The organism is Actinomadura alba (assembly GCF_014323705.1).
Taxonomy (GTDB): domain Bacteria; phylum Actinomycetota; class Actinomycetes; order Streptosporangiales; family Streptosporangiaceae; genus Actinomadura_C; species Actinomadura_C alba.
Genome location: NZ_JABVEC010000010.1, coordinates 189,976 through 215,672, shown reverse-complemented (window position 1 = coordinate 215,672; position 25,697 = coordinate 189,976). Strand labels below are relative to the sequence as shown.

Genomic DNA, 25,697 nt, shown 5'->3' with positions numbered 1-25,697 from the left:
GTGTCCGACGGTCCGGTAGATCATGCGGCGTGCACCGCGATAGGCGTCGAACCTCTCGGTTCAGGCGTATCGGGCGGTGCCTTTCCCGGGGACCACCTCGCCCAGAATCCAGGCGGGCACGTCGCGGTCGGCGAGGAGCCGCAGAGCGTCGTCCGCACGGTCGGCCGGAACGATGGCCGCCATGCCGACGCCGAGATTGAAGGTCTTGTCCATCTCGGCCTGCGGGATGTTCCCGTGCCGCTGAAGCAGCGCGAAGATCTCGGGCGGTGCCCAGGACGAGCGCTCCAGCACGGCGTCCACGGTGGCGGGCAGCGAGCGGGCCAGGTTGGCGGTGATCCCCCCGCCGGTGATGTGCGCGAAGGCGTGTACGGCGCCGGAGCGGGCCAGCGCCAGGCAGTCGAGCGCGTAGATGCGGGTCGGGGTGAGCAGTTCCGCGCCCAGCGGCCGGGACAGCTCCGGCGGTTCGGCGTCGAGATCGAGGCCGGACTCCTTCAGCACATGGCGGACCAGTGAGTATCCGTTGGCGTGGACGCCCGACGACGCCATCGCGATCACGATGTCACCGGCGACCACGCGACCCGGCCCCAGCAGCTCGTCGGCCTCGACCACCCCGGTGCCCGCACCGGCGAGGTCGAACTCGTCCGGCGCCAGCAGGCCCGGGTGCTCCGCGGTCTCACCGCCCACCAGAGCGCAGCCGGCCAGCGCGCACGCCTCGGCGACGCCGCCGACGACGGCGGCGATGCGTTCCGGGACGACCTTGCCGCAGGCTATGTAGTCGGTCATGAACAGCGGCTCGGCCCCGCAGACCGCGAGATCGTCGATCACCATGCCGACGAGGTCGTGGCCGATGGTGTCGTAGACCCCGAGGCGGCGGGCGAGATCGACCTTGGTTCCCACGCCATCGGTCGAGGTGGCGAGCAGCGGACGCCGGTAGCGGGCGAAGGCGGACATGTCGAAGAGCCCGGCGAAGCCGCTCGCGTCGTCGACGACCTCGGGCCGACGGGACACGGCCACCCGCGACTTCATGAGTTCGACCGCGCGCTCGCCCGCCGCGATGTCCACCCCGGCCGCCTCGTAGGAGGTGCTCATGAGCGCGTCTGGGCCACTTCGAGAAGGTGCTTGCCACGGGAGGCCTCGTCGACCCGGATCGGGTAGACGCCGTCGAAGCAGGCGCGGCACAGCCGGTCCTTGGCGATCTGGCTGGCCGCGATCAGCTCGTCGAGCGAGATGAAGCCGAGCGAGTCGGCCCCGAGCGACGTACGGATCTCTTCGACGGACAGGTTTCCGGCGATCAGCTCGGCCCGGGTCGCGAAGTCGATGCCGTAGAAGCAGGGCCAGGCCACGGGCGGGCTGGAGATCCGCACGTGCACCTCGGCGGCGCCCGCCTCGCGCAACATCCGTACGATCGCCCGCTGCGTGTTGCCGCGCACGATCGAGTCGTCGACGACGACCAGCCGCTTGCCCTCGATGGCCTCACGCAGCGGGTTCAGCTTCAGCCGGATGCCGAGCTGCCGGATCGTCTGTGAGGGCTGGATGAACGTACGGCCCACGTAGGAGTTCTTGACCAGCCCCTGGCCGTAGGGGATGCCGGAGGCCTCGGCGTAGCCGATCGCCGCGGGGGTGCCCGACTCGGGAGTGGGGATCACCAGGTCGGCCTCGGCCGGGTGCTCGCGGGCGAGCCTGCGGCCCACCTCGACCCGGGTGGCCTGCACGCTGCGGCCCGAGATCGTGGTGTCGGGCCGGGCGAGGTAGACGTACTCGAAGAGGCAGCCCTTGGGGCGAGGCTCGGCGAACCGCTGGGAACGTACGCCGTCCTCGTCGATCGCGAGCAGCTCGCCGGGCTCGACCTCGCGGACGAAGGCGGCGCCGACGATGTCGAGCGCTGCGGTCTCGGAGGCGACCACCCAGCCGCGTTCGAGCCGGCCCAGCACGAGGGGCCGGACGCCTTCCGGGTCACGGGCCGCGTAGAGGGTCCGTTCGTCCATGAAGACCAACGAGAAGGCGCCGCGGGTGACCGGAAGGATCTCCATCGCGGCGTCGATCGACATCCCGCCGCGTGCGGGGGACTCGGCCGATCCCTGACCGGGGCGCCCGGCCAGCAGCGCGGTGAGCACCTCGGTGTCGGTGGTCGCGGTGAGCCGCCCCGGCTCGAGCCGGGCGGCGAGCTCGGGGGTGTTGATCAGGTTGCCGTTGTGCACCAGCGCGAGGCTGCCGCCGTCGGTGGAACGGAAGGTCGGCTGCGCGTTCTCCCACGTCGGAGAGCCGGTCGTCGAGTAGCGGCAGTGCCCGACGGCGATGTGGCCGCGAAGGGTGTTCAGCACTGACTCGTCGAAGACCTGCGCGACCAGCCCCATGTCCTTGAAGACCACGATGCGGGCGCCGTCGCTCACCGCGATGCCCGCGGACTCCTGGCCACGGTGCTGCAGAGCGTAGAGACCGTAGTAGGTGAGCTTGCTCACCTCGGCCTCACCCGCGTCATCCGCCGGAACCCACACGCCGAAGACCCCGCACGCGTCTTGCGGGCCGCGGTCGGTGGGGTCGATGTCGTGGCTCAGCCGGCCATCCCCGAGAAGCACCACCCCAGTCTAGGCGCACTACCTGGTGCTTCATTAACCGACTTTTGCCTACGGATGCCGTCGCGGGCGCCATGGGCGCGAAAACCTATGGGATGACCCGCTCAAGGTCGCGCCCGCAGGAGGTCCCGTATGACGTTGCCCGGCTACCGGACACACGAGGCCGCACCCCCGCGGGGGCGTGGGCTGGCCGTGGCCTCGCTGGCCCTGGGGCTGGCCGGGATCCCCGCGCTGGCGATCTGCGGGCTCGGGCTGCTCTTGGGCATCGCCGGGCTGATCCTGGGCGTCACCGCCCTGATCAAGGGCACGGAGCGCGACCTCGCCATCGCCGGCGTCGTGGCCTCGGCCGTGGCCTTGGTCCTGGGCACGACGGTGCTGGTGTGGCTGGTGAGCCAGGCAGCGAAGTGCGGCAACAGCACCGACTACCCCGACGCCCGATCACGCGACCGCTGCATCGAGCGGGAGTTCCCGTTCGTGCGGAGCAGCGGCCACCCCGGGTCAGGAATGTAGGGGGAGGTATTCCCGCAGGTCGGCGCGTGCGCCGCTGGCGCGCACCTCGCCGTTCTCGACGGCGTCCGCCCACGAGACCGCTCCGGTGGCGAGCCCGATCCAGGTGGCCGCGCCCATCTCGACCACGTTGGGCGGCGTGCCCCGGGTGTGACGCGGCCCCTCAACGCACTGCGCGGCGGCGTACGGAGGGATCCGTACCTCCACCGACCTGCCCGGCGCGATCGCGACCAGCCGGTCCAGCAGGTGGCGCACAGCGCCCTTGAGCACGGCCCCCTGCGGCTCCGTACCGGCCTCGCGGGCGGCCAGGACGGCGTCGAGGCAGCCGCGGCGCAGCGCCGCGGGATCGTCGGGGCCGGCGTACGGCGGCCGGCCGAGCGCGGCGAGCTGCGCGTCTAGTACGGCACGGGTGAGCTGAGTCCGAGACATCCGAACCGACGGTACCGGCACCGGGCCCGGTTGAAAGTAAGGTGTCAGCGCGATCGGGGAGCAAGGATCACGGTGCATGAAGATCACAGTGCATGAGGAGTGACGGATGACCGACGCCCGACCCCTCAACCCGGATGACCCCAACCGGCTCGGCGACTATGGGCTCCAGGGACGGCTCGGCCAGGGCGATCAAGGTGTGGTCTTCCTGGGCGGCGACGGCACGGGCGGGTCTGTCGCGGTCAAGTTGCTGCACGCCCGGCTGATGAACGAGCCGACGGCGCGGCTGCGTTTCATCGGCGAGCTCGAACCCGCCCGGCGGGTCGGCTCCTTCTGCACGGCCCGGGTACTGGACGCCGGCGTGGCCGGTGACCGCCCGTTCGTCGTGAGCGCGTACGTCAACGGGCCCTCACTGAGGCAACTCGTCACCGACGAGGGGCCACGCGGACCGCACGTGCTGGAGCGGCTCGCGTTGGGCACCGCGATCGCGCTGGCCGCGATCCACCGGTCCGGTGTCGTCCACCGTGATCTGAAGCCCGCCAACGTGCTGCTGAGCGCCGACGGGCCGTACGTGACCGACTTCGGCCTCGCCCGGGCACTCGACTCCACCACCACAGCGACCGGTCACATGATCGGCACGCCGGCCTACATGGCGCCCGAGCAGCTCACCGGGGCGGACGTGGGGCCGCCGGCCGACGTGTTCGCGTGGGCGATGACGCTGCTCTTCGCGGCCACGGGCCGCGCCGCGTTCGGTGCGGGTTCGGCCGCGGAGGTGATGCAGCGGGTGCTCCACGAGGAGCCCGATCTGCGGGAGCTGCCCGAGTCGCTACGCGACATCGCCGCTCAGGCGCTCTCCACCGACATGACGCACCGCCCGGGCGCCCTCCAGATCATGGATCACCTGCTCGACCTGCCCGGGCTGCCCGGGCCGATGGCCGCCATGGCGGGCACGCTCCTGGACCAGGCGGCGCACCCGCCGGCCTCCCATCCGGCCGAGATGGCGGTTCCCGCGCGCTCCGACACCGCATTCCTGCTCATGGCGCCCGAGGATTTCCCGCCCGGCGAACTGCCGGGCGTCGGCCGCGGGGACACCGACGAGGCATGGCCGCACTTCACGCCCGAGCCGACCGCCGCGAAGACCTCCGGCGGCCGCGACAACCGCATGCTGGGGGTCATCGCCGCCGTGGTCGTCGGCGTGCTGATCGGGGTGGCGCTGATCGTCCTGGTGCTGCGCCCGCAGCTGGGCGACGGCTCGGGGGAGAGCGGCCCCTCCGCCGGCGCGAAGTCGTCCGCACCGGGCGACGATCCGGTGGACAGCGTCCCGGCCGCCTTCAACGGCACATGGCGAGGTACGGCCACCAACCAGCGCGGCGGGCGTTTTCAGGTCGAGGTGACGTTCGTCACGGGGCAGAAGACCGCGCAGGCCGTCTATCCGCCGCCGACCGGCTGCGACGGCACCCTGACGTTCACCGAGGGCACCCAGAGCCGCCTGCGGATGGCGCTGGCGATCAACTCGCCCTGCACCGACGGGGGCACGGTCACCGTGACCCGGCAGGCCGACGGGCGGCTCGCCTACGTCTGGGCGAAGCGCGGGACCAGCCTGTCCTACCGCGCCACGCTCAGCGCCGGATAGCCACCCAGAGCGGCCGGGTGGCCGGCGACCATCTCACATGGGCGAATGCCAAGTTTGTCCAAATTCACCGCATGTCGAAGTAAAAACTCCACTAACCTTCTCCTTCGCGAGTGCCCTGCGGTCGGCGGTCAGCGGCCTTCCCCGAGCCAAGGAGACCCCTTCTTGAGTGAGGTATCACCGGGATCCCGCCGCGCCGTCCATCGAGTGGACGAGCACCAGGGCCGCCGAGGGCACGACCGGGCGGCTCGCGCCCGGTGCGGCCGGTCCGCTCACCTCCAAGCTCATCCTTTGCTCCGGTTTGCTCCCGGGTCGCCTGTGAAGCAGGGTCGTTCGCGACGGCTTTGGGAACTACGGGGCTACTCTTGGCCGAGTGCAGGATGTTTCCTTACAGTTCATGGAGATTCGGCCGGTGATACGCCCCCACCCGGGGACGAGGCCGGCCGGACCGCCGAATCCCGGCGCGACTGCGGTCGCGGCGGGGACCGGGGACCCACAACACCTGGGGTGAATTCGCGGGCGACCGCGATAGGGCAATACTCCCGGCCCGAACCCGTCAGCTAACCCGGTAGGCGTTCGAGGAGAGGAGAACGCGTGGAGACCCCCAACTCCACCATTCCGCCGCGCACGGGCATCGAACCCCCCGCCCGTGCCACCAGGCGATCCCTTCGGCGGCGGGTCGGCCTGGTCATGTCGGCCATCGGCGGGGTGCTTCTCCTGCTGCCCACCGGGGCGGGAGCCACCGTCCCGAACGCGGCCAGCCCGGGCGACAGCGCCAAGGTCGACAGGCTGACGACACAGATCAAGAAGCTGGAGCGGCAGTACCGCGGTGAGCTCCAGGAGCTCCGCGACTCACGGCTCGCGGCGAAGCGGGCCCTCAGCAAGTCAGACGGGCTCAAGACCGAACTGGCCGGCGCCCGTTCACTGGTGGCCCAGATCGCGGCATCGCAGTACATGACCAGCGGTCTCGAGCCGTCCGTGGTCATCCTCACGACCAACGACCCGTCGACCGTGCTCGACGGCGCGACGATGGCCAACCACCTGTCGAACAACTACTCCGGCCGCGTCAAGCAGATCGAAGCGCTCATCGGGCAGGAGCAGCGGGCCCGCAAAGAGGCCAAGGACAAGGTCGAGAAGCTCGAGCGCACCATCGCGGACCTGAACCGGCAGAAGGCGAACGTCCAGAAGCTGATCAACAAGTACAAGCCCGAATCCCCGCTGGTCGGCGCGTCCGGCCTCACCGGCCGTACGGTGAACATGCGCACGACTCTCGACCGGGAGTTCGGCCCCTTCCCCACGATCGGCTGCCTGCGTCCCGGCGATCCGGGCGAGCACGGCAGCGGCCGGGCGTGCGACTTCATGGAAAGCACGGGCGGCAGCATGCCCAGCGCCGAGCGGCAGGCGCACGGTGACCGGGTGGCCCAGTACGCCATCCAGAACGCCTCCCGACTGGGGATCATGTACGTGATCTGGAAGCAGCGGATCTATGACATGCGCAGCCCCGGGTGGAAGCTGATGGGGAACCGTGGGGGGATCACCGCGAATCACTTCGACCACGTGCACATCTCGATGTTCTGAACCACCTCGATGCTCTGGAATCTCGAAGTTCTGAACGGCTGAAACCGACAAATCGGAAACGTTGTGCCGAGTTCACCTGGTGTTCGCCCTGTGATCTGACGGGGTCACTAGCTTCACGGCGACTGACCACTTACCAGGAGGACTCGGTGGCCAAGCCCCCTTCAAAGCGTCTTCTGCCGTTGTTGTCCACGCCCCACGCGGGTGGGCGAAGCGCGATGACGTGCCAATATCGGTGCGGCAACGCATGCTCACACCCTGTGCCGAACACCAGCGACAACACCTACTTCGGTGATCTGATCGCCGCCCAGATCAGCCGGCGCGGCATGCTGCGCACCAGCGCGCTCGGCGCGATCGTCGCCGGCACGGCGGTGGCCGTGCCGAGTGTGGCGGTGGCGGCTTCCCAGAACGGCAAGCACGGTGGACATGGAGGCCCCGGCTGGGACGGTGACCGGCTCCAGTTCACGCCGGTGCCGCCCAACAGGGACGACAAGATCACCGTTCCGGCCGGGTACGAATCCGCCGTGGTGGTCCGCTGGGGCGACCCGGTGCTGCCCGGTGCGCCCGCGTTCGACTTCGAACGGCAGACCGCGGCCGCGCAGGCTCAGCAGTTCGGCTACAACTGCGACTTCGTCGCGATGCTCCCGCTCGACAAGGACCGGGCCCTGCTCTGGGTCAACCACGAGTACACCGACGAAGCGCTGATGTTCCGTGGTTACACGACCGGCGGGGCGGCGACCGCGGAGCAGATCAAGATCGCGATGGCGGCGCACGGCGGGGCCGTCGTGGAGATCGAGCGAGTGGGCCGCAGCGGCCGCTGGAAGCTGGTCACCACGGGCAAGCGCCGGTACAACCGGCGCATCACGACCGGCACAAAGATGGTCTTCACCGGGCCCGCCGCCGGACACGAGCTGCTGCGCACCGCCGCCGACCCGACGGGCCGAGTCGTTCACGGGACGCTCAACAACTGCGCCGGTGGCACCACCCCGTGGGGCACGATCCTCACGGGCGAGGAGAACTTCAACCAGTACTTCGTCGGTGGCAACGGCGTGCCCGAGGCCGCCAAGCCCGCGCTGGCCCGCTACGGCATCAGCACGACCACCGCGATCCCGTCCGACAGCCGCCGGTGGGACCGGGTGGAAGAGCGCTTCGACCTGGCCAAGCACCCGAACGAGGCCAACCGGTTCGGCTACATCGTCGAGATCGACCCGTACGACCCGACGTTCGTGCCTCGCAAGCACACCGCCCTCGGCCGCTTCAAGCACGAAGGTGCGACCACCAGTCTCACCAAGGACGGCAGGGTCGCCGCCTACATGGGCGACGACGAGCGGTTCGACTACATCTACAAGTTCGTGTCGGCCGACCGTTACAAGCCCGGCTCGCGCCAGCACAACTCGGCGCTGCTCGACAAGGGCACGTTGTACGTCGCGAAGTTGACCGGTGACAGCCCCAAGGCCGAGATCGACGGCTCAGGGAAGCTGCCCTCCGACGGCGAGTTCGACGGCAGCGGCGAGTGGATCCCCCTGGTCAGTGGCGACAAGAGCCACGTGCCCGGGATGACGGCGGCCGAGGTGCTCATCCACACCCGCCTCGCCGCCGACAAGGTCGGAGCCACCAAGATGGACCGGCCCGAGGACGTCGAGCGCAACCCCAAGACCGGCTCCATCTACGTCGCACTGACCAACAACTCCAACCGTACGGCGGCGCAGGTCGACGAGGCCAACCCGCGGCCGACCAACCGGCACGGCCATGTGCTGGAGATCAATGAGTACCGCAATGACGCGGGGGCGACGAAGTTCACGTGGAGCGTCCCGCTCGTGTGCGGCGACCCCGCGACCGACCCGACCTCGTACTTCGCGGGCTTCGACAAGTCCAAGGTGAGCCCGATCTCCTGCCCGGACAACCTGGCGTTCGACGGTGACGGCAACCTGTGGATCGCCACTGACGGAAACGCGCTCGGTTCCGCCGACGGGCTGTTCGCCATGCCGGTGAAGGGCCCCGAGCGAGGCCGGGTGCGGCAGTTCCTGACCGTGCCGTTCGCGGCGGAGACCTGCGGCCCGCTCATCTCCGAGGACCAGAAGACGGTGTTCGTGGCGGTGCAGCATCCGGGAGAGGTCACCGGGGCGACCCCTGAGAACCCGGCGAGCCGCTGGCCCGACGGCGACCAGCCCCGCCCGTCCGTGGTGTCGGTCTGGCACACCAGAGGCAAGGACATCGGCGCCTGACCCACGCCTGTAGAGGACCCGGAGCGCCGCACGGCGCTCCGGGTCTTCGCCTTTCCGGCCATGCCCTGCCCGGCCCGGTCAGGCCCGGCGAATAGGCTCGATGAGGTCGGGAGCAGGCGGTCGACTCCGACTCCCACGATCACGCGGACATCTCGATGGTCTAAAGGTGAACAAAGGATTAATCAGAGGTGTCGGACTTGGTTCACCTGACGATCTTCCTGTGATCTGATGGCTGCACCAGCTTCACGGCGAATGACCTGTTACCAGGAGGAATACGGTGGCCAATCCCCCTTCGAAGCGCCTGCTGCCGTTGTCGATCAGCGCGCACGCAGGTGGCCGGAGTGCGATGACGTGCCGGTATCGGTGTGGCGACGCCTGCTCGCATCCCGTACCGAACACCAGCGACAACCCCTACTTCGGTGATCTGGTCGCCGCCCAGGTGAGTCGCCGTGGGATGCTCCGCACCGGGGCGATCGGCGCGCTCGCGATAGGGGCCACCGTGGCCGTGCCGAGCTCGGCGGCCATCGCCGGTCCCCCTGTCGCGGCGACCGGGGGGAAGGGCGGCCCGGCCGACCCCGGTGCGCGCCTGCGCTTCTCCCCGGTGGCTCCGAACAGCGAGGACGCGGTGAAGGTCGCCGCGGGTTACGAGTCGTCCATCGTGGTGCGGTGGGGCGACCCCGTGGTGCCCGGTGCTCCGGCGTTCTCGTTCGACGGCCAGACCGCGGCGGCCCAGGAGCGGCAGTTCGGCTACAACAACGACTACGTGATGTTCATGCCGCTCACCCGGGACCGCGCGCTGCTGTGGGTCAACCACGAGTACACCAACGAAGAGCTGATGTTCCGCGGTTACAAGGGCGGCGACACCGCCACCGAGGAGCAGATCAAGATCGCGTTGGCGGCGCACGGCGGCTCGATCGTGGAGATCGAGCGGATCGGCGGCTCCGGCGGCTGGCGGCTGGTCACGAAGGGCCGGCGGCGCTACAACCGGCGCATCACCGCCCATACCGAGATGCGGTTCACCGGCCCGGCGGCCGGGCACGAGTTGCTGCGCACCGCCGCCGACCCCGCCGGGCACCACGTGCGCGGCATGCTGAACAACTGCTCCGGCGGCGTCACCCCGTGGAACACGATCCTCACGGGCGAGGAGAACTTCAACCAGTACTTCGTCGGCGGCAACGGGGTACCCGAGGCCGACAAGCCCGCACTGGCCCGCTACGGCGTCAGCACGACCGCCGCGATCCCGTCCGGCAGCCGCCGGTGGGACCGGGTCGAGGAGCGCTTCGACCTCGCCAGGCACCCTCACGAGGCCAACCGCTTCGGCTGGGTCGTCGAGATCGACCCGTACGACCCGGACTTCGTGCCGCGCAAGCGCACCCACCTGGGCCGGTTCAAGCACGAAGCGGCCAACAGCACGTTGTCCCGCGACGGCCGGGCCGTGATCTACCTCGGCGACGACGAGCGGTTCGACTACATCTACAAGTTCGTGTCGGCCGGGCGTTACAAGAAGGGCTCGCACCGGCACAACCTGACCCTCCTCGACGACGGCACGCTCTACGTCGGGAGGTTCACGGGTGACAGCCCGCCCAGCGAGATCGACGGCACGGGGAAACCGCCCTCCGACGGAGCGTTCGACGGCAGCGGCGAGTGGATCCCTCTGGTCAGCGGCGACCGGAGCTTCGTGCCCGGGTTCACCGCGGCGGAGGTGCTGATCCACACCCGGCTCGCGGCGGACAAGGTCGGGGCGACCAAGATGGACCGGCCCGAGGACATCGAGCGCAACCCCGTGAACGGCGCCATCTACGTCGCGCTCAGCAACAACGTCAACCGCACTCCGGCACAGGCCGACGAGGCCAACCCGCGCGCGAACAACAAGCACGGCCAGGTTCTGGAGATCGTCGAGAGGCACGACGACGCCGCCTCGACATCCTTCTCGTGGAGCCTCCCCCTGGTGTGCGGGGACCCCGAGGACCCGTCGACCTTCTTCGCCGGCTTCGACAAGTCCAGGGTCAGCCCGATCAGCAGCCCGGACAACCTGGCCTTCGACTCCGACGGCAATCTATGGATCTCCAGCGACAGCGCCCGGGCACTGAACGCCAACGACGGCCTGTACGCCATGCCGCTGGCCGGGAGAGAGCGCGGTCACCTGCGGGCCTTCCTCACGGTGCCGATCGGTGGTGAGACCTGCGGACCGCTGATCACCAAGGACCAGAAGACGGTGTTCGTGGCGGTGCAGCACCCCGGCGAGGTCACCGGGGCGTCCCCCGACAACCCCGTGAGCCGCTGGCCGGACGGCGACCAGGCGCGTCCGTCCGTCGTCTCGGTCTGGCACGGCAGGGGCAAGGACATCGGCGCCTGACCCGACCGCTGAGGCCCCGGCGCGGCCCCGCACCCCGCGGTGGCACGCCGGGGCCTCGCCGGTCTCCGGTCGGTCCGCCGCGCGAGAGTCAGCGGCCGTAGAAGCGTTCGGGCCAGTCGTCCTCGAGCAGCTCGGCGGGGTCGAACTTGATGGGGAACGGCCGGGTCAGGGGTCCGGGTCCGCCCGAGGCGAGCCGCTCGACCTCGCGGTAGCACCCGCCGTCGAGCTCGTGCACCACGATCACGGGTGGCCGCTCGTCGCCCTGCTGCGGAAAACCTTCCAGCTCCACCCGCCAGAAGTACGGGATGCCCGCCTCGGCATAGGCGACCGGTTTGGTCACCCGATCGTGCCGGCGGCTGTTCCGCGAGACCACCTCAACGACGGCGAGAGCCTCGTCGGCCTCGTAGAAGGGCCGTCTGCGGGCCGGCTTCGAGGGACGGGCCACGAGGATGTCCGGAATCAGCCCGCTCTGGTCGTCGCGGAGCCGGAGCATGAAGGCGGTGATGACCCGCACGCCCGATGGTGCCGCACGTTCCAGAAGCGTCCGGAGCCGGTCGGCGAACCACTGATGGTCGTCCACGGGTGAGGGGCTCACGATCAGCGCCCCGTCCAGGACCTCGAAGGTGTGGTAGCCGTCATCGAGGGCCGCGAGGTCATGGATGGTGAACGCCCGGGCCTCCAGTGCCACGTTGTGAGCCACCGCGGCTGACACCGCCCCTCACCGCCTTCGGTCGACATGCTCAGAAGTGTCATACTGTCACTGAGCGTGTGCGATCCGTTCCGCTGAACTCGTCACGTCAAGTCTGCCTCACCCAGCGGTGTCACCGCGAGACCTCCCCGTCCTGGCGCGGTGTCGGCCCAGCAGGGCCATGATCAGCTCGGGACCGGGGCCCGCACGCATCCGCGGCGCCTCCGGGTTCTCCTTTGGTTTGGGTCGCCTCAGTAGTGCCGCTATGCGATTACCTTTGAGGTAGTTCAAAGTTCCGGAGTATGATTGCTGTGTGAACACGACCCAGGTCCCATTCTCGGAACTCATCCAGCACCCCAGAGCCACTGTGCGCAAGCTGGAAGAGACCGCGCGGCGCAGACTGCGTCTGGCTCGTCGTGACGGGGAAGATCTCATCCTTGAGTCCGTCGAGCGCGCCGACGCCGAGGCCACAGCGATCAACACGACCACGCGGCTCTTCGTTTCTCTGATGAAGCACGATGAAGGTGCCCGGACCCTGCTGCAAGTCCTCCCTGACGTGTTCCCTTGGGTCCGTTTTCTGCCTGCCGAGGCCGTGCAGAAGTTCCTGATCGAGTTGGTCCATACGGCACATGCCTGTGCCGAACTGGAGAACATGGCGCCGCTGGAGCCCGTTGTCGTCGCATGGCGCAATACCGCCGAGATCTACGCCGATCCCGAGTTGCGCCGGGCACTCACCGAGCCTCTCGACGGTGCCGATCATGGAGCCGTCTCTGCGCCCCGCGAGCCGTGAGCCCCAAGCGCAAGGACCGCGCCGCCCCACCGCCCGTCGATGACGAGTGGGACGTCAGGTTCGGAACCAACGAGGCGGCCAAGGGGTGGGAGGAGTTCTGCCGCCAGGCGACCACCAACTGCCGGGCGGCGTTCGAGCTCATGGGGTCGAACCCGCGCCCTCCAGAGGACAAACGCCATACCCGGCTGCGCCATGACCTCGCCACACGGATCATGGACGGTCGCGAACTGGAGCAGTGGGAGATCGAGGTGACCGGAGGGGGGCGAATCTTCTATCTCGTCGACGATGAGAAGCACACTGTCTGGGTGGTCGTCGCGTCGCTGAGGCATCCGAAGATCACCGAATAGGCCGTGGGCGGTTACTGCAAGATCAGCTCGCGTAGGTCGGGAGCAGGCGTTCGTGGGCCTCGCGCAGTTCGGGCAGCGGGATGGAGAAGACGCCCTCCACCGTGAGGGAATCGCCGCCGACCACGCCGAGCCGGGTCGCCGGCACTCCGGCCGCCTCGCACAGCGCCGCGACCCTGGCCTCGTGGCCTGGGCGTACGGCCACGACGGCGCGGGCCACCGACTCGCTGAACAGCGACACGAACGGGTCACCGGGCAGCGTCACCCGGCAGCCGAGCCCGCCGCGCAGGCAGGACTCGACGAGCACCTGCGAGAGACCGCCGTCGGATAGGTCGTGCGCGGCGGCGAAGAGCCCGTCGCGGGCGCCGGCGATGAGCACCGAGGCCAGCGCCCGCTCGGCGGCCAGATCGACCAGCGGAGGCAGCCCGCCCAGGTGGCCGTAGACGACGTGGGCCCACTCGGACCCGCCGAACTCCTCGCGGGTCTGGCCGAGCAGTACCAGCGTGGTCCCGTCGGCGGCGAAGGCCATCGGAACGCGGCGGCGGACGTCGTCGTGGACGCCGAGGACCCCGACGACCGGTGTCGGGTTGATCGGCGTGGACCCGGTCTGGTTGTAGAAGCTGACGTTCCCCCCGGTCACCGGGGTGCCGAGGGCACGGCACGCGTCGGCGAGGCCCGTGGTCGCCTGGGCGAACTGCCACATCACCCCGGGGTCCTCGGGTGAGCCGAAGTTGAGGCAGTTCGTGACCGCCAGCGGCCGCGCCCCGGTGGTCGCCACGTTGCGGTAGGCCTCCGACAGGGCCAGCTGAGCGCCGGCGTACGGGTCGAGGCGCGTGTAGCGGCCGTTGCCGTCCAGGGAGAGCGCGATGCCGAGTCGTCCGTCGGCCGGCTCGGAGCCCGCCTTGCCGGGCTCGCCGGCGGCGGAGTTCTCGGGTGCCGCGAGCATCGCCTGGTCGAGGCGGATGACGCCGGCGTCCTCGGGCATGGCCAGCACGGTGTTGCCGAGGACGTACTTGTCGTACTGCGACGTCACCCAGCTCTTGTCGGCGAGGTTGGGCGCACCGGCCAGCCAGAGCACGGTTCTGCGGAGCTCGTCGGCGTTGGACGGCCGGTTCAGGCGGCCGGGCGTATCGGACTGGAGCGATCCGAGGTCGGCGGGCGGCTCGGCCGGACGGTCGTAGACCGGGCCCTCGTCGGCGGCCGTGCCCGGCGGGATGTCGACGATGACCTCGCCGCGCCAGGTCATCACCAGACGGCCGCCGTCGGTGACCTCACCGATCGTGGTCGCCGGCACGTCCCACCTGCCGCAGATCGCCAGGAACCGGTCGACCTTCTCCGGTGCGACGACCGCCATCATCCGTTCCTGCGACTCGCTCATGAGGATCTCCTCAGGCCGCAGGGTGGGATCGCGCAGCGGGACCAGGTCGAGATCGACGACCATGCCACCGGTGCCGGCCGCCGCGAGCTCGGTGGTGGCGCAGGAGACGCCGGCCGCGCCGAGGTCCTGGATGCCGACGACGAGGTCCTCGCGGAACAGCTCGAGACAGCACTCGATGAGCAGCTTCTCCATGAAGGGGTCGCCGACCTGCACCGCCGGGCGCTTGGCCGCGGACTTCTCGTCGAAGGTCGCCGACGCCAGCACCGAGGCGCCGCCGATGCCGTCCGGCCCGGTACGGGAGCCGAAGAGGATGACCTTGTTGCCGGGGCCCGGCGCGGCCGCGCGCTTGATGTCGTCATGCTTCATGACGCCGACGCACAGGGCGTTGACCAGCGGATTGGCGAGGTAGCACGGGTCGAACACCACCTCGCCGCCGATGTTCGGCAGGCCGAGGGAATTGCCGTAGCCGCCGATGCCCGCGACGACGCCGGGGAGCACCCGCCTCGTGTCGGCGGCGTCGGCCTGCCCGAAGCGCAGCGAGTCCATGACCGCCACCGGCCGGGCGCCCATCGAGATGATGTCGCGCACGATGCCGCCGACCCCGGTGGCGGCGCCCTGGAAGGGCTCGACATACGAGGGGTGGTTGTGCGACTCGACCTTGAAGGTGACCGCCCAGCCCTGCCCGACATCGACGACCCCGGCGTTCTCGCCCATGCCGACCAGGAGCACGTCGGAGGTGTTGTCCGGGGCCTTCTCGCCGAACTGCCGCAGGTGCACCTTGGAGCTCTTGTACGAGCAGTGCTCGCTCCACATGACCGAGTAGATCGCCAGCTCGGCGGCCGTGGGACGGCGCCCGAGGATGTGGCGGATCCGCTCGTACTCCTCGGTCTTCAGGCCCAGTTCCTCGTAGGGCTGGGGATGCCCGGGAGTCCTCTCGGCGTCGGCGACCGCGTCGGCGGCCGGTTCGCTCACCGGCCGGGCGTCCGGACCGGCCACCGGCTCGACGACCGGCTCGACCACCGTCTCACCCACGGGGACGGCCCCCGCCTCGCCCACCGGGCCGGCGAGCGGCTCGGTCACCGGGTCGGCGGCCGCACCCGCGGCGGGGCCCGGCCGGACGGGCTCGTCGGGACGGGGCTGATCGCCGCCCGCGGGCAGCACCGGCTCGACCTGATCAACCGTGCGTTCAGCCGGCTCGTCCGGGCCGGGCGGGGCCGGGGACGGGGCGGCCTCGGCCGGCGGCTCCTGCGCGGTGGACGGCTCCGGCAGGGGCCGCTGCGGCTCCCTGTCCGACGGATCGCTGTTCACGCGTTGACCAATCCCTTGACGATCGAGGTGAAGAAGCCCAGCCCGTCGGTCGTCGGGCCGGTCAGGGTCTCGACGGCGTGCTCCGGATGCGGCATCAACCCGACGACATTGCCCGCCTCGTTGCAGATTCCGGCGATGTCGTTCAGGGAGCCGTTGGGGTTCAGGTCGAGGTAGCGCACCACGACCCGGCCGCTCTCCTCGAGTTCGGCGACGGTCTCGGCATCGGCCACGTAGCAGCCGTCCTGGTTCTTGACCGGGATCACGAGTTCCTGGCCCTCGGTGTAGCCGCTGGTCCAGGCGGTGTCGGCGCGCTCGACGCGCAGCCGCTGGTCTCGGCAGACGAAGTGCAGGCTCGCGTTGGGCCGCAGCGCCCCGGGCAGCAGATGCGACTCGCACAGGATCTGAAAGCCGTTGCACACGCCGAGCACGGGGAGTCCCGCCTTCGCGGCCGGGACCAGCTCTTCCATGATCGGTGCGAACCGGGCGATCGCGCCCGCTCTCAGGTAGTCGCCGTAGGAGAATCCTCCCGGCAGGACCACCGCGTCGACGCCTCGCAGGTCCTTGTCCGCATGCCACAACGCGACCGGCTCGGCCCCGGCCAGCCGCACGGCGCGTGCGGCGTCCCGGTCGTCCAGCGAGCCGGGAAATGTGATGACGCCCACCCGGGCCGTGCTCATCGTGTCCGTCTCCTCGTCACAGCGGTGGGCGGCAGACGCAATCGCAGGCCAGTCTCAGGTCAAGGATCCCCCCGCATCGGTATCTAACCTACCTGCCGCTGTGCACCAGTTCGCGCTCCAGGCGCCTGATCAGTGCCTCGTCCTGCCAGGTCAGCCGCTTGTGCAAGGAGACGACCGTGCCCTGGCCCGGCGTGCTGTCGAAGTCGACGTCGTCGACCAGCGCCCGCATGATGTTGATCCCGCGTCCGGACTCGTCATCCGGATCGGCCTGTCGTGTCGGCACGTCCCGAAACCCCCGACCCTGGTCAACGATCTTCAGCACACAGTGGCCCTCGTCGATGTGCGCGTCGACTTCGAAGTCCTTCGCCGTCTGGGCGTGCTCAATGACGTTGGTGCATGCCTCGGAAGTCGCGAGCAGGATGTCCGCGATGCACTCTTGCGAGACCCCCAGGCCGCGCAGTGCGTCTCCCAGTGCCCTACGTATCACCGGGATGCTGAGCGCCTCACGCGGTAGCGCGAGAGAGAACCTCATTTCCACCGGCCACCTCATTGTTGGCCGACCCCCTTACCGGGGCCCGACCCCGATCTCGGTCTTAAAACTCTCAACGAGGCTAAGGCTTCCCCGGCGGGCACTTCCTAATCGCCACAAGCGCCTTCTTTCAGGGAGCCGAGCTGTGGCCACACCCCGCGAGAGCAGGGACGATTACGAGTCGGCAAACGACCTCGGGCTTATGGAAGGCGCCCGCAACTCCCCCGGTGCCCGGTTATTCGACGAACACTTCGAAGTTCTCGATGACCGGATTGGCCAGGAGAGTCTCGGCGATCTTCCGCACCTGCTCCAGAGCCGCCTCATCCGCAGGCCCTTCGAGCTCCACCTCGAAGCGCTTTCCCTGACGTACCCCGGTGACCCCTTCGAACCCCATCTGCGGCAACTTCCTGGCGATCGCCTGGCCCTGGGGATCGAGAATTTCCGGCTTGAGCATGACGTCGACGACGACGCGTGCCACGGTCGGCTCCCTTCTGTCGGATCCTCATGGCCGGGGCCGAGAGCGGTTCACGCCGTCTTTTCGCCGGGCTCGGCAATCGCCGATGCCCCGCGGTCGCCGCTACCGCTCCGGGTCCCCGCCACTCGCTCTCTGAGCTGCGGATTCTCGTACGGCTCCGAAGCGTACGGCACGGCGACCCGTGGTGGTGCGGCGAGCCGTTCCTCGTCATGGTCGTACGCGTTCACGCGCCCCGATATACATGGCACAGAGCGTTCACCCCCCGGGAGCAGTCCATGCGCATCGAGGAACTGTCATCGCCGGAGCGCGCCCTCTGGGAGGCGTTCCCTCGTGGCGGGTCGGTCGACCTGACCACCGGCAATCCGGTCTTCGACGACCCGTCGGACGCCGACCGGTGGACCGCCGACCGGGTCGTCAGGGCCGAAGTGATCGTCGCGCTGCTCCTGGGCGCCCAGGACGCCGAGCCGGGCGAGATCGCGGCGGTGCGGCTCACCGGTGCGCGGATCACGGGCACGCTCAATCTGGGGCATGCCGAGGTGACCGTGCCGCTCGCGCTCACCGGGTGCTCGTTCGACGAATCGCCGCATCTCTACTGGGCGAGCATGCGCAGCATGCACATCCTGCGCTGCCGGCTGCCCGGGCTGGTCGCCTCCGGCACCACGGTGGAGGGGCACCTGTGGCTCGAGGGCAGCCACGTCTCCGGCGGGCTGTGGCTCGACGGCGCGCACATCACCGGAATCCTCAACCTGAGCGGCGTCCACCTGCTCAATCCGGGTGGCGACGCGCTTCTCGGCGACCGGCTGGCCGTCGACGCCAACGTCTACTGCGATCAGGGCTTCACCGCCGACGGCGAGGTGCGGCTGCCGGGCGCCCGGATCGGCGGCCAGCTGATCTTCCGCGGCGCCCGGCTGCGCAATCCCTCGGGCTCCGCGCTGTACGCCAGCCGGCTGGACGTCGCCGCGAACGTCTTCTGTGACGGCGGCTTCTCGGCCAACGGGGCGGTACGGCTGCGCGGCGCCCGCGTCGGCGGCTACCTCTCCCTGGTGGGGGCGGTGCTGAACCACCCCGACCGTACGGCTCTCAACGCCGACGACCTGGCCGTCGAGACCGACGTCTACTGTTCGGACGGCTTCGACGCCAAGGGCCTGGTGAGCTTCGCCGGCGCCCGGATCGGCGGTCAGCTCAGCCTGCGGGGCGGCCGGATCTCCAACGCCGGTGGCATCGCGCTGAGCTGCCAGCGGCTGCAGGCCGACGACGTGCTGCTGCGGCCGGCCGAGCCCATCGAGGGGCTCGTGGACTACTCGTACGCGAAGATCAGCCGGCTCCGTGACGATCCGGCGACCTGGCCGGCCGGACTGCAGCTCGACGGGCTGTCCTACGACGCCATCGACCCACCGCTCCGCGCGCAGGAAAGGCTGAACTGGCTACGCCGGGACACCGACGGCTACCAGCCTCAGCCCTATGAGCGGCTCGCCGAGACCTACCGCTCTATCGGGCTCGACGCGGAAGGGCGAACGGTCCTGCTGGCCAAGCAGCGGGACCGGCGCGCGGGTCTCACCACTCCCAGCAAGGCGTGGGGATTCGTCCAGGACGTGACGGTCGGTTACGGTTACCGGCCATTTCGTGCCACCACCTGGTTGCTCGTCCTGTTGGCCATCGGCACCGTGGTGTTCTCATTCCGGCGACCCCCGGTTCTCGACGATGGCCAGCGCCCGCATTTCAACGCATTCTTCTACACGCTCGATCTGCTGTTGCCGATAGGCTCACTCGGCCAGGAGATCGCCTACAGCCCGGCGGGCGTCTATCAATGGGTCGCCAATCTGCTGGTGGCGGCCGGCCTGGTCCTCGGCCTGACAGTGGCCGCGGGCGTCACTCGTGTGCTTTCCCGCGAATGATGCTGATATTTGCGCATCTGAATGACTACAGACCGGTATCGTGAGGGCCGCGCAGCCATGGAAGGACCCCGTTGAGCACCCCATACCCCCCGCAGCCGAACGCGCCCACCCCCTGGGGCGCGCAGGGTCGGCAGCAGCCCTATCCGGGCGGACCCGGCGGCCATGCCCCCGCTCCGAACCCGTACCCCCAGCAGAGCGGCTACCCGGGTCAGCAGCAGCCGTATCCCCAGCACGGCGGCCATCCGGCACCACAGCAGCCCTACCCCCAACAGGGCGGCTACCCGGCACCCGCCCCTCAGCAGCAGTACGGCCAGCCACAGTACGGGCAGCAGCAATACGGCCAGCAGCAGCACGGTCAGCAGCTGCACGCGCAGCCGGGCGGCGGGCAGGCACAACTGGCGCTCGACCTCAAGTACTTCCCGCTGGCCTGGATCTTCATGTTCATCAAGCCGAAGATCGCGATCAATGGACACCTGTTCCCCGGTCAGTGGGGCCGCAACGTCATTCCGATGCCGGCCGGCCAGCACCATGTGCACGTCCACGTGCCGTACCTCATCCCCTCGCGGATCGGGCCGGCGGACCTGCAGGTGCCGCTGCAACAGGGCCAGTCGGTCGAGCTCGAGTACCGCGCGCCGCTGTTCGCCTTCTCGCCGGGTGCGATGGGCCCGGGCCCGCAGCCGTGGAACGGCATGGGGGCCACCATCGCGCTGATCGTGGTCCCGTTCGCGCTTCTCTTCTTCCTGTTCATCCTGGGCTTCGCCGCGGCGTGACCACCGGTTCGCGACGGTGGCCGGCCGCCGTCGCGAACCGGCCGCCGTCGCACGCTCGGGCGATCGGTCAGGGCTGCAGCGACACCAGCCGACGCTCGGTCATCTCCTCGATGGCGTACGCGGGGCCTTCACGGGTGTTGCCCGAGTCCTTCACGCCGCCGTACGGCTGCTGGTCCGCGCGGGTGGTGGGCACGTCGTTGATCAGCACGCCGCCGAACCGCAGGACCTTCGCCGCCCGCAGCGCCTTGCCGACGTCGGAGGTGTAGACCCCGGCCTGCAGGCCGTACCGCGTGTCGTTGGCGAGCGCGAGGGCCTCGTCGAACGACTCGTACCGGGTGACCGTCACCACCGGCCCGAACACCTCCTCGCGCTGCAGCCTCGTGGTCGGCGGGGCACCCTCGATCACCGTGGGCCGGAGCACCCCGTCGATCACGTCGCCGCCGGCGAGCATCTTGCCGCCGGCGGCGACGGCTTCGTCGATCCACTCCTTGACCCGTTCCGTGTCCTCCGCGGAGATGAGTGAGGACACGTCCGTGTCCCCGGCGAGCGGGTCGCCGGTGACCAGGTTCTCGACGCGGCGCACCAGCGCCTCGATGAAGTCCTCCGCCACGTCGGCGTGAACGTAGATCCGCTGGGTGGAGATGCAGGACTGCCCGGCATGGGCGAATCCGGCGTTCACGGCCTTCGCGGCCGCCCTGGACCAGTCGGCCGGGTCGTCGACGATCAGCGGTGAGTTCGAGCCGAGCTCCAGCCGTACCTTCTTGCGCGGGGCCTTGCCCGCAATGGCCCAGCCGACCTCGGACGATCCGGTGAAGGTCACGTAGGCGACGTCATCGTGGGTGACCAGCGCGTCTCCGACGGTCGACCCTCCGCCGGTCACCACGTTCAGCCAGCCCGCGGGCACACCCAGGCCGTTCAGCAGCTCGGCCAGCAAAAGCGCGCTGACCGGAGTCTGGGACGCGGGCTTCAGCACGACCGGGCAGCCGGCCGCCAACGCGGGCGCGATCTTGTGGGCGACGAGGTTCAGCGGGAAGTTGAACGGCGAGATCGCCGCCACCACCCCCACCGGCACCCGCAGCGTGAACGCGGTCTTGCCTGCTCCGGACGCCGACGCGTCCATCGGCACCATCTCGCCGGCCAGCCGGCGGGCCTCGGCGGCCGCGAAGGCGAAGGTGTCGACGGCGCGCGCCGCCTCGACCTTGGCGGTCTTGAGCGGCTTCGCCGACTCCATCGCGATGGCCCGGGCGAAATGATCTCGCCGGTCGTTCAGGGCGGCCGAGGTCTGTTCGAGTACCCGGATCCGGTCCACCCGGGCGAAGTCGTCACGGTTCAACGCGTTCACGGCGCTCTCGACGGCACGGGCCACGTCCGCGGGCCCGCCGGCGGGAACCCGGGCGACGAGCCGGCCGTCGTACGGTGCCCGTACCTCTCTCAGGCCGTTCTCGCCGGTCGGCGTCCACTCCCCGCCGATCAGCATGCCGGGCACGCTGAACTGCGGTTCAGTCGTGGTGGTCTCGGCGGTCCTCATGTCAGCGGTCCTTCCTCACCCCGGGGGGAGTGCCTCGGATCCTGCTGAGATAGCCGCTATCCCGGAAACTATGCGTTCCGCTTCGGTGCCGCGCACAACGATGCGGGTAGACATCCGGCAAGTTGGGGCTTGCGCCCCCTTAAGTGACGTCTGACACCATGGCCAGAGAGCCTCACGCCTCTTACCAGGGGCGGTGGCCTTACGTCGGCCGGCTCACGGCGATCCCGCTCGCCGGCCCCGAGTTGCAAGAGGAGCGGCACGTGACCATCGACTCCGTGCGCGGCGCGCCGACCGGCGCCGGCCAGGATGTCTCCCCCGAGCTGGTCCAACTGCTCACCCCCGAGGGCGAGCGCGTGGAACATCCCGACTATCCGCTGGATCTTGGCGATCAAGAGATCCGCGATCTTTACCGTGACCTGGTCATCGTCCGGCGCATCGATCTCGAGGCGGTCGCCCTGACCCGCCAGGGCGAGCTGGGCATCTGGGCCTCCCTGCTCGGACAGGAGGCGGCGCAGATCGGGTCCGGCCGGGCGCTGTCCGACAACGACATGGTCTTCCCCACGTATCGCGAGCATGGCGTCGCCTGGTGCCGCCAGGTCGAGGCGGTCCGGTTGCTCGGTCTGTTCCGCGGCGTCAACCACGCCGGCTGGGACCCGGCCGAGCACAACTTCCACCTGTACACGATCGTCATCGGCAGCCAGACGCTGCACGCCACCGGCTACGCCATGGGCATCCAGCGCGACGGCGTGCTCGGCACGCCGAACGCCGCGGCCACCATCGCCTACTTCGGCGACGGCGCGACCTCGCAGGGCGATGTCAACGAGGCGTTCGTGTTCGCGTCGGTGTTCAACGCACCCATCGTCTTCTTCTGCCAGAACAACCAGTGGGCGATCTCCGAGCCGCTGGAGCGGCAGAGCCGTGTCCCGCTTTACCAGCGGGCCAACGGCTTCGGCTTCCCCGGCGTCCGGGTCGACGGCAACGACGTGTTCGCCTGCATGGCGGTCACACGCAAGGCCCTGGAGGCCGCCCGCAGCGGCCAGGGGCCCACGCTGATCGAGGCCTACACCTACCGGATGGGGGCGCACACCACGACCGACGACCCCACCCGCTACCGGCTGGCGGCCGAGCTCGAATCCTGGAAACTTAAGGATCCGATCGAGCGGGTGAAGTCCTATCTCGTGAAGAACCAGCTGGCCACGGCCGACTATTTCGAGGAGATCGAGGCCGAGGCCAAGCAGATCGGCAAGGACCTGCGCAAGGCCTGCCTGGAGCTGCCCGACCCGCAGCCGCTGGCGATGTTCGAGAACGTCTACGCGGAATCGCATGAGCTGATCACCGAGGAGCAGCAGCAGTTCGCGGCCTACCTCGAGTCGTTCGAGGAGGCGTCGTCATGACCGAGACCGCGGGCGGTCAGGGCACCGCCACCACGACGTTCAGCCTGGCGAGAGCCCTGGGCGAGGGCATGCGCAAGGCCATGGAGAACGACCCCAAGGTCCTCATCATGGGCGAGGACGTCGGCAAGCTCGGCGGCGTGTTCCGGGTGACCGACGGGCTGCAGAAGGACTTCGGCGAGGAACGGGTCATCGACACCCCTCTCGCGGAGTCGGGCATCATCGGCACCGCCATCGGGCTGGCCCTCAGGGGTTACCGCCCCGTGTGCGAGATCCAGTTCGACGGTTTCGTGTTCCCCGCCGCCGACCAGATCATCACGCAGCTCGCGAAGATGCGCATGCGCTCACTCGGCACCGTGTCACTCCCGGTGGTGATCCGGATTCCGACCGGTGGCGGCATCGGCGCGGTCGAGCACCACAGCGAGTCGCCCGAGGCGTACTTCACGCACACGGCCGGGCTGCGCGTGGTGACCTGCTCCAACCCGGCCGACGCCTACACGATGATCCAGCAGGCGATCTCCTCGCCCGACCCGGTGATCTTCCTCGAGCCCAAGCGCCGGTACTGGGACAAGGCCCCGGTCGACGTCGACGGCACGGACTGGACGCCTCTTCACCAGGCCCGTGTGGCGCGTCCCGGCACGGACGTGACCGTGCTGGCGTACGGTCCGATGGTGAAGACCTGCATGGAGGCGGCCACGGCCGCCGAGGAGGAGGGCCGGTCGCTCGAGGTCATCGACCTGCGGTCCCTGAATCCGCTCGACGTCGGCACGGTCGTCGAGTCGGTGCGCAAGACGGGCCGCTGCATGGTCGTGCACGAGGCGCCGGTGTTCAGCGGGTACGGCGCGGAACTGGCCGCCCGCATCACCGAGAAGTGCTTCTACCACCTCGAGGCCCCGGTGCTCCGGGTCGGCGGCCCCTCGACGCCCTATCCGCCGTCCCGGCTGGAGGACCACTACCTGCCCGACCTCGATCGTGTGCTCGACGCCGTCGACCGCAGCCTGGAGTGGTGACGTGGCCGATCTGAAACAGTTCAAGCTGCCCGACGTCGGCGAGGGGCTGACCGAGGCCGACATCGTCAAATGGCATGTCGGCCCGGGCGACCAGGTCGAGGTCAACCAGACGATCGTCGAGATCGAGACGGCGAAGGCCATCGTCGAACTGCCCTGCCCCTTCGAGGGGATCGTCGCCGAGTTGCACGTGGCCGAGGGCCAGACCGTGGACGTTGGCGTTCCGATCATTTCCGTGGACGTGTCCGGCGACGCGCCGGGCGCGCCGCCGGAGGCGGAACCGTCGGTACGGACCGCCGCGCTCAAGGAGGACCTCGTACCGCGGCCGCCGGCCGAGGGCGCCGTCGAGCCGGGCACGTACGGCAGCCCGGCGCCGAAGGCCGATCCGTCGGCCGGGGGGCAGAAGCGCCAGCCGGTCCTGGTGGGATACGGCGTCAAGGCCGGTACGACCACGCGCCGCCCGCGCAAGCGGCCGGCCGGATCGCCCGTGTCCTCCGCGGCCGCGGCGGCCGCGACCACCTCGGCGGCGCCGTCCGCGCCGCCCGCTCCGGTGCCGCCGGCCGTCCCCGCGGCACCGGCCGCCCCGATGCCGCCCGGGCGGGTGGCCGTACTGGCGAAACCGCCGGTGCGCAAGCTCGCGAGGGACCTCGGGGTCGACATGACCACGATCGCCGGATCGGGTCCGCAGGGTTCGATCACCCGCGAGGACGTCCAAGCCGCCAGCTCGTCGGCGCGGCCCACGGGCCTTCGGGAGGTTCCCGCGATCCCGGCCACGTCAGCGGGCGAACGCCGAGAGGAGCGCATCCCGGTCCGCGGCGTCCTCAAGAACATGGCCGCCGCGATGACCAGGTCGGCGTTCGAGGCCCCGCACGTCACGGAGTTCCTCCAGGTCGACGTCACCGAGACGATGGCCGCCATGAAGCGGCTGCGCGACCTGCCGGAGTTCGAGGGCGTGAAGGTCTCACCGCTGCTGCTGGTCGCCCGGGCCCTGGTGCTCGCAGCACGGCGCCACCCGCGGATCAACGCGAGCTGGGGTGACCAGGAGGTCGTGGTCAAGCACTACGTCAACCTGGGGATCGCGGCCGCCACCGAACGCGGCCTGATCGTGCCCAACGTCAAGAACGCCCAGGACCTGACACTGGCCGAGCTGGCGGCGGCGCTGACCCGGCTGACCGAGATCGCCCGCTCCGGGCGCACACCGCTCGCGGACATGTCCGACGGCACGATCACCATCACCAATGTGGGCGTGTTCGGCGTCGACACCGGGACCCCGATCCTGAGCCCCGGCGAGGTCGCGATCCTCGCCTTCGGTCAGGTGCGGGACATGCCCTGGGTCCACGAGGGCGAGATCAAGATCCGTAAGGTGACGACGCTCGCGCTGTCGTTCGACCATCGCGTCGTCGACGGTGAGCTCGGTTCCATGGTTCTACGCGACGTCGGGTCGCTCCTCGAGGACCCCTTGCGAATGCTCGCCTGGACCTGATCGGAGCAGTCCTGCCGTGATCTCGCGGGCGCGTCTCCGTCGCGCGCTCGCGAGATCACGACGCCGTAGACGAACCGATATACCTCTATTGCCTATTTGTCACGTTCTTCACTTGAATGGAACCTCGCGCGTTGTCACCATG

Annotated in this window: 22 protein-coding genes and 1 riboswitch; of the genes, 12 read left to right on the top strand and 10 right to left on the bottom strand. The window is 69.7% G+C overall.

The features are described 5' to 3' along the window. Nucleotides 1-60 precede the first annotated feature (60 nt). Entirely contained in the window at nt 61-1,089 is a 1,029-nt protein-coding gene (gene purM / locus HKK74_RS15880) for a phosphoribosylformylglycinamidine cyclo-ligase (RefSeq protein ID WP_187243975.1), read from the bottom strand. Then, a complete protein-coding gene (gene purF, locus HKK74_RS15875) occupies nt 1,086-2,576 on the bottom strand; it encodes an amidophosphoribosyltransferase (RefSeq protein WP_187243974.1) in 1,491 nt (496 codons plus the stop codon). Before purF ends, purM begins: the two co-directional genes overlap by 4 nt. A 129-nt stretch (nt 2,577-2,705) precedes the next feature. Here purF and HKK74_RS15870 point away from each other — a divergent pair, with 129 nt between their 5' ends. After that, nucleotides 2,706-3,083, top strand: a complete 378-nt coding sequence (locus HKK74_RS15870; protein WP_187243973.1) for a hypothetical protein — start codon at nt 2,706-2,708, stop codon at nt 3,081-3,083. Here HKK74_RS15870 and HKK74_RS15865 read toward each other — a convergent pair. Continuing rightward, nucleotides 3,072-3,509, bottom strand: a complete 438-nt coding sequence (locus HKK74_RS15865) for a sterol carrier family protein (RefSeq protein WP_187243972.1) — start codon at nt 3,507-3,509, stop codon at nt 3,072-3,074. The genes HKK74_RS15870 and HKK74_RS15865 overlap by 12 nt on opposite strands. Nucleotides 3,510-3,615: 106 nt before the next feature. Between HKK74_RS15865 and HKK74_RS15860 the strand changes: the two genes are divergently transcribed. From HKK74_RS15860 to HKK74_RS15845, 4 genes are all read left to right on the top strand, one after another. Then, nucleotides 3,616-5,139 carry a serine/threonine-protein kinase gene (locus tag HKK74_RS15860; protein ID WP_187243971.1) on the top strand — a complete coding sequence of 508 codons (1,524 nt, stop codon included), beginning with the start codon at nt 3,616-3,618 and terminating at the stop codon, nt 5,137-5,139. A gap of 436 nt (nt 5,140-5,575) precedes the next feature. Then, nucleotides 5,576-5,727: riboswitch (cyclic di-AMP (ydaO/yuaA leader) on the top strand. Nucleotides 5,728-5,730: 3 nt separating this feature from the next. Next, nucleotides 5,731-6,714, top strand: coding sequence for a coiled-coil domain-containing protein (locus HKK74_RS15855; RefSeq protein WP_312881514.1), 984 nt, complete (start codon nt 5,731-5,733; stop codon nt 6,712-6,714). A 215-nt stretch (nt 6,715-6,929) separates the two neighbouring features. After that, nucleotides 6,930-8,936, top strand: coding sequence for a PhoX family protein (locus HKK74_RS15850; RefSeq protein WP_187243970.1), 2,007 nt, complete (start codon nt 6,930-6,932; stop codon nt 8,934-8,936). Nucleotides 8,937-9,282: 346 nt separating this feature from the next. Continuing rightward, nucleotides 9,283-11,292 carry a PhoX family protein gene (locus HKK74_RS15845; RefSeq protein WP_222722342.1) on the top strand — a complete coding sequence of 670 codons (2,010 nt, stop codon included), beginning with the start codon at nt 9,283-9,285 and terminating at the stop codon, nt 11,290-11,292. An 88-nt stretch (nt 11,293-11,380) separates the two neighbouring features. Here HKK74_RS15845 and HKK74_RS15840 read toward each other — a convergent pair whose 3' ends face one another. Continuing rightward, nucleotides 11,381-12,004, bottom strand: coding sequence for a Uma2 family endonuclease (locus HKK74_RS15840; RefSeq protein WP_187243968.1), 624 nt, complete (start codon nt 12,002-12,004; stop codon nt 11,381-11,383). A gap of 289 nt (nt 12,005-12,293) precedes the next feature. Between HKK74_RS15840 and HKK74_RS15835 the strand changes: the two genes are divergently transcribed. Further along, nucleotides 12,294-12,770 carry a hypothetical protein gene (locus HKK74_RS15835; protein WP_222722300.1) on the top strand — a complete coding sequence of 159 codons (477 nt, stop codon included), beginning with the start codon at nt 12,294-12,296 and terminating at the stop codon, nt 12,768-12,770. After that, complete coding sequence (locus tag HKK74_RS15830) at nt 12,767-13,117, top strand: type II toxin-antitoxin system RelE family toxin (protein WP_187243967.1); 351 nt, start codon at nt 12,767-12,769, stop codon at nt 13,115-13,117. The genes HKK74_RS15835 and HKK74_RS15830 overlap by 4 nt, the downstream gene beginning before the upstream one ends. A gap of 22 nt (nt 13,118-13,139) precedes the next feature. Here the strand turns inward: HKK74_RS15830 and purL are convergent, their stop codons facing one another. The 5 genes from purL to HKK74_RS15805 all read right to left on the bottom strand — a co-directional run bounded on the left by purL (nt 13,140) and on the right by HKK74_RS15805 (nt 17,708). Further along, nucleotides 13,140-15,464, bottom strand: coding sequence for a phosphoribosylformylglycinamidine synthase subunit PurL (purL, locus tag HKK74_RS15825; protein ID WP_187244017.1), 2,325 nt, complete (start codon nt 15,462-15,464; stop codon nt 13,140-13,142). A gap of 332 nt (nt 15,465-15,796) precedes the next feature. Further along, nucleotides 15,797-16,477: a phosphoribosylformylglycinamidine synthase subunit PurQ gene (gene purQ / locus HKK74_RS15820; RefSeq protein ID WP_187243966.1), complete on the bottom strand. Its 681-nt coding sequence runs from the start codon at nt 16,475-16,477 to the stop codon at nt 15,797-15,799. Nucleotides 16,478-16,565: 88 nt separating this feature from the next. Then, the gene (locus HKK74_RS15815; protein ID WP_187243965.1) at nt 16,566-17,009 is read right to left on the bottom strand and encodes an ATP-binding protein; all 444 of its coding nucleotides are present in this window, start codon (nt 17,007-17,009) and stop codon (nt 16,566-16,568) included. Between the two features lie 232 nt (nt 17,010-17,241). Next, a complete protein-coding gene (purS, locus tag HKK74_RS15810) occupies nt 17,242-17,484 on the bottom strand; it encodes a phosphoribosylformylglycinamidine synthase subunit PurS (RefSeq protein ID WP_187243964.1) in 243 nt (80 codons plus the stop codon). 47 nt (nt 17,485-17,531) lie between these two features. After that, nucleotides 17,532-17,708 carry a hypothetical protein gene (locus HKK74_RS15805; RefSeq protein ID WP_187243963.1) on the bottom strand — a complete coding sequence of 59 codons (177 nt, stop codon included), beginning with the start codon at nt 17,706-17,708 and terminating at the stop codon, nt 17,532-17,534. Between the two features lie 48 nt (nt 17,709-17,756). On the opposite strand from HKK74_RS15805, the gene HKK74_RS15800 reads away from it, so the two are divergent. Next, nucleotides 17,757-19,376: a hypothetical protein gene (locus tag HKK74_RS15800; RefSeq protein ID WP_187243962.1), complete on the top strand. Its 1,620-nt coding sequence runs from the start codon at nt 17,757-17,759 to the stop codon at nt 19,374-19,376. Between the two features lie 71 nt (nt 19,377-19,447). Then, on the top strand, nt 19,448-20,146 hold the full coding sequence (locus tag HKK74_RS39055) for a hypothetical protein (RefSeq protein ID WP_222722348.1): 699 nt from the start codon (nt 19,448-19,450) through the stop codon (nt 20,144-20,146). A 67-nt stretch (nt 20,147-20,213) separates the two neighbouring features. Here the strand turns inward: HKK74_RS39055 and HKK74_RS15790 are convergent, their stop codons facing one another. Further along, on the bottom strand, nt 20,214-21,674 hold the full coding sequence (locus HKK74_RS15790) for an aldehyde dehydrogenase family protein (protein ID WP_187243961.1): 1,461 nt from the start codon (nt 21,672-21,674) through the stop codon (nt 20,214-20,216). Nucleotides 21,675-21,934: 260 nt separating this feature from the next. Here HKK74_RS15790 and pdhA point away from each other — a divergent pair, with 260 nt between their 5' ends. Genes pdhA through HKK74_RS15775 form a run of 3 tightly spaced genes read left to right on the top strand, consistent with a single transcriptional unit; the run spans nt 21,935 to nt 25,555 of the window. Then, nucleotides 21,935-23,068 (top strand): pyruvate dehydrogenase (acetyl-transferring) E1 component subunit alpha, encoded by a 1,134-nt coding sequence (gene pdhA, locus HKK74_RS15785; RefSeq protein ID WP_312881512.1) that lies wholly within the window; start codon nt 21,935-21,937, stop codon nt 23,066-23,068. Beyond that, a complete protein-coding gene (locus tag HKK74_RS15780; RefSeq protein WP_187243959.1) occupies nt 23,065-24,075 on the top strand; it encodes an alpha-ketoacid dehydrogenase subunit beta in 1,011 nt (336 codons plus the stop codon). The genes pdhA and HKK74_RS15780 overlap by 4 nt, the downstream gene beginning before the upstream one ends. Nucleotides 24,076-24,085: 10 nt before the next feature. Next, the gene (locus HKK74_RS15775; protein WP_187244015.1) at nt 24,086-25,555 is read left to right on the top strand and encodes a dihydrolipoamide acetyltransferase family protein; all 1,470 of its coding nucleotides are present in this window, start codon (nt 24,086-24,088) and stop codon (nt 25,553-25,555) included. Nucleotides 25,556-25,697: the final 142 nt, after the last annotated feature.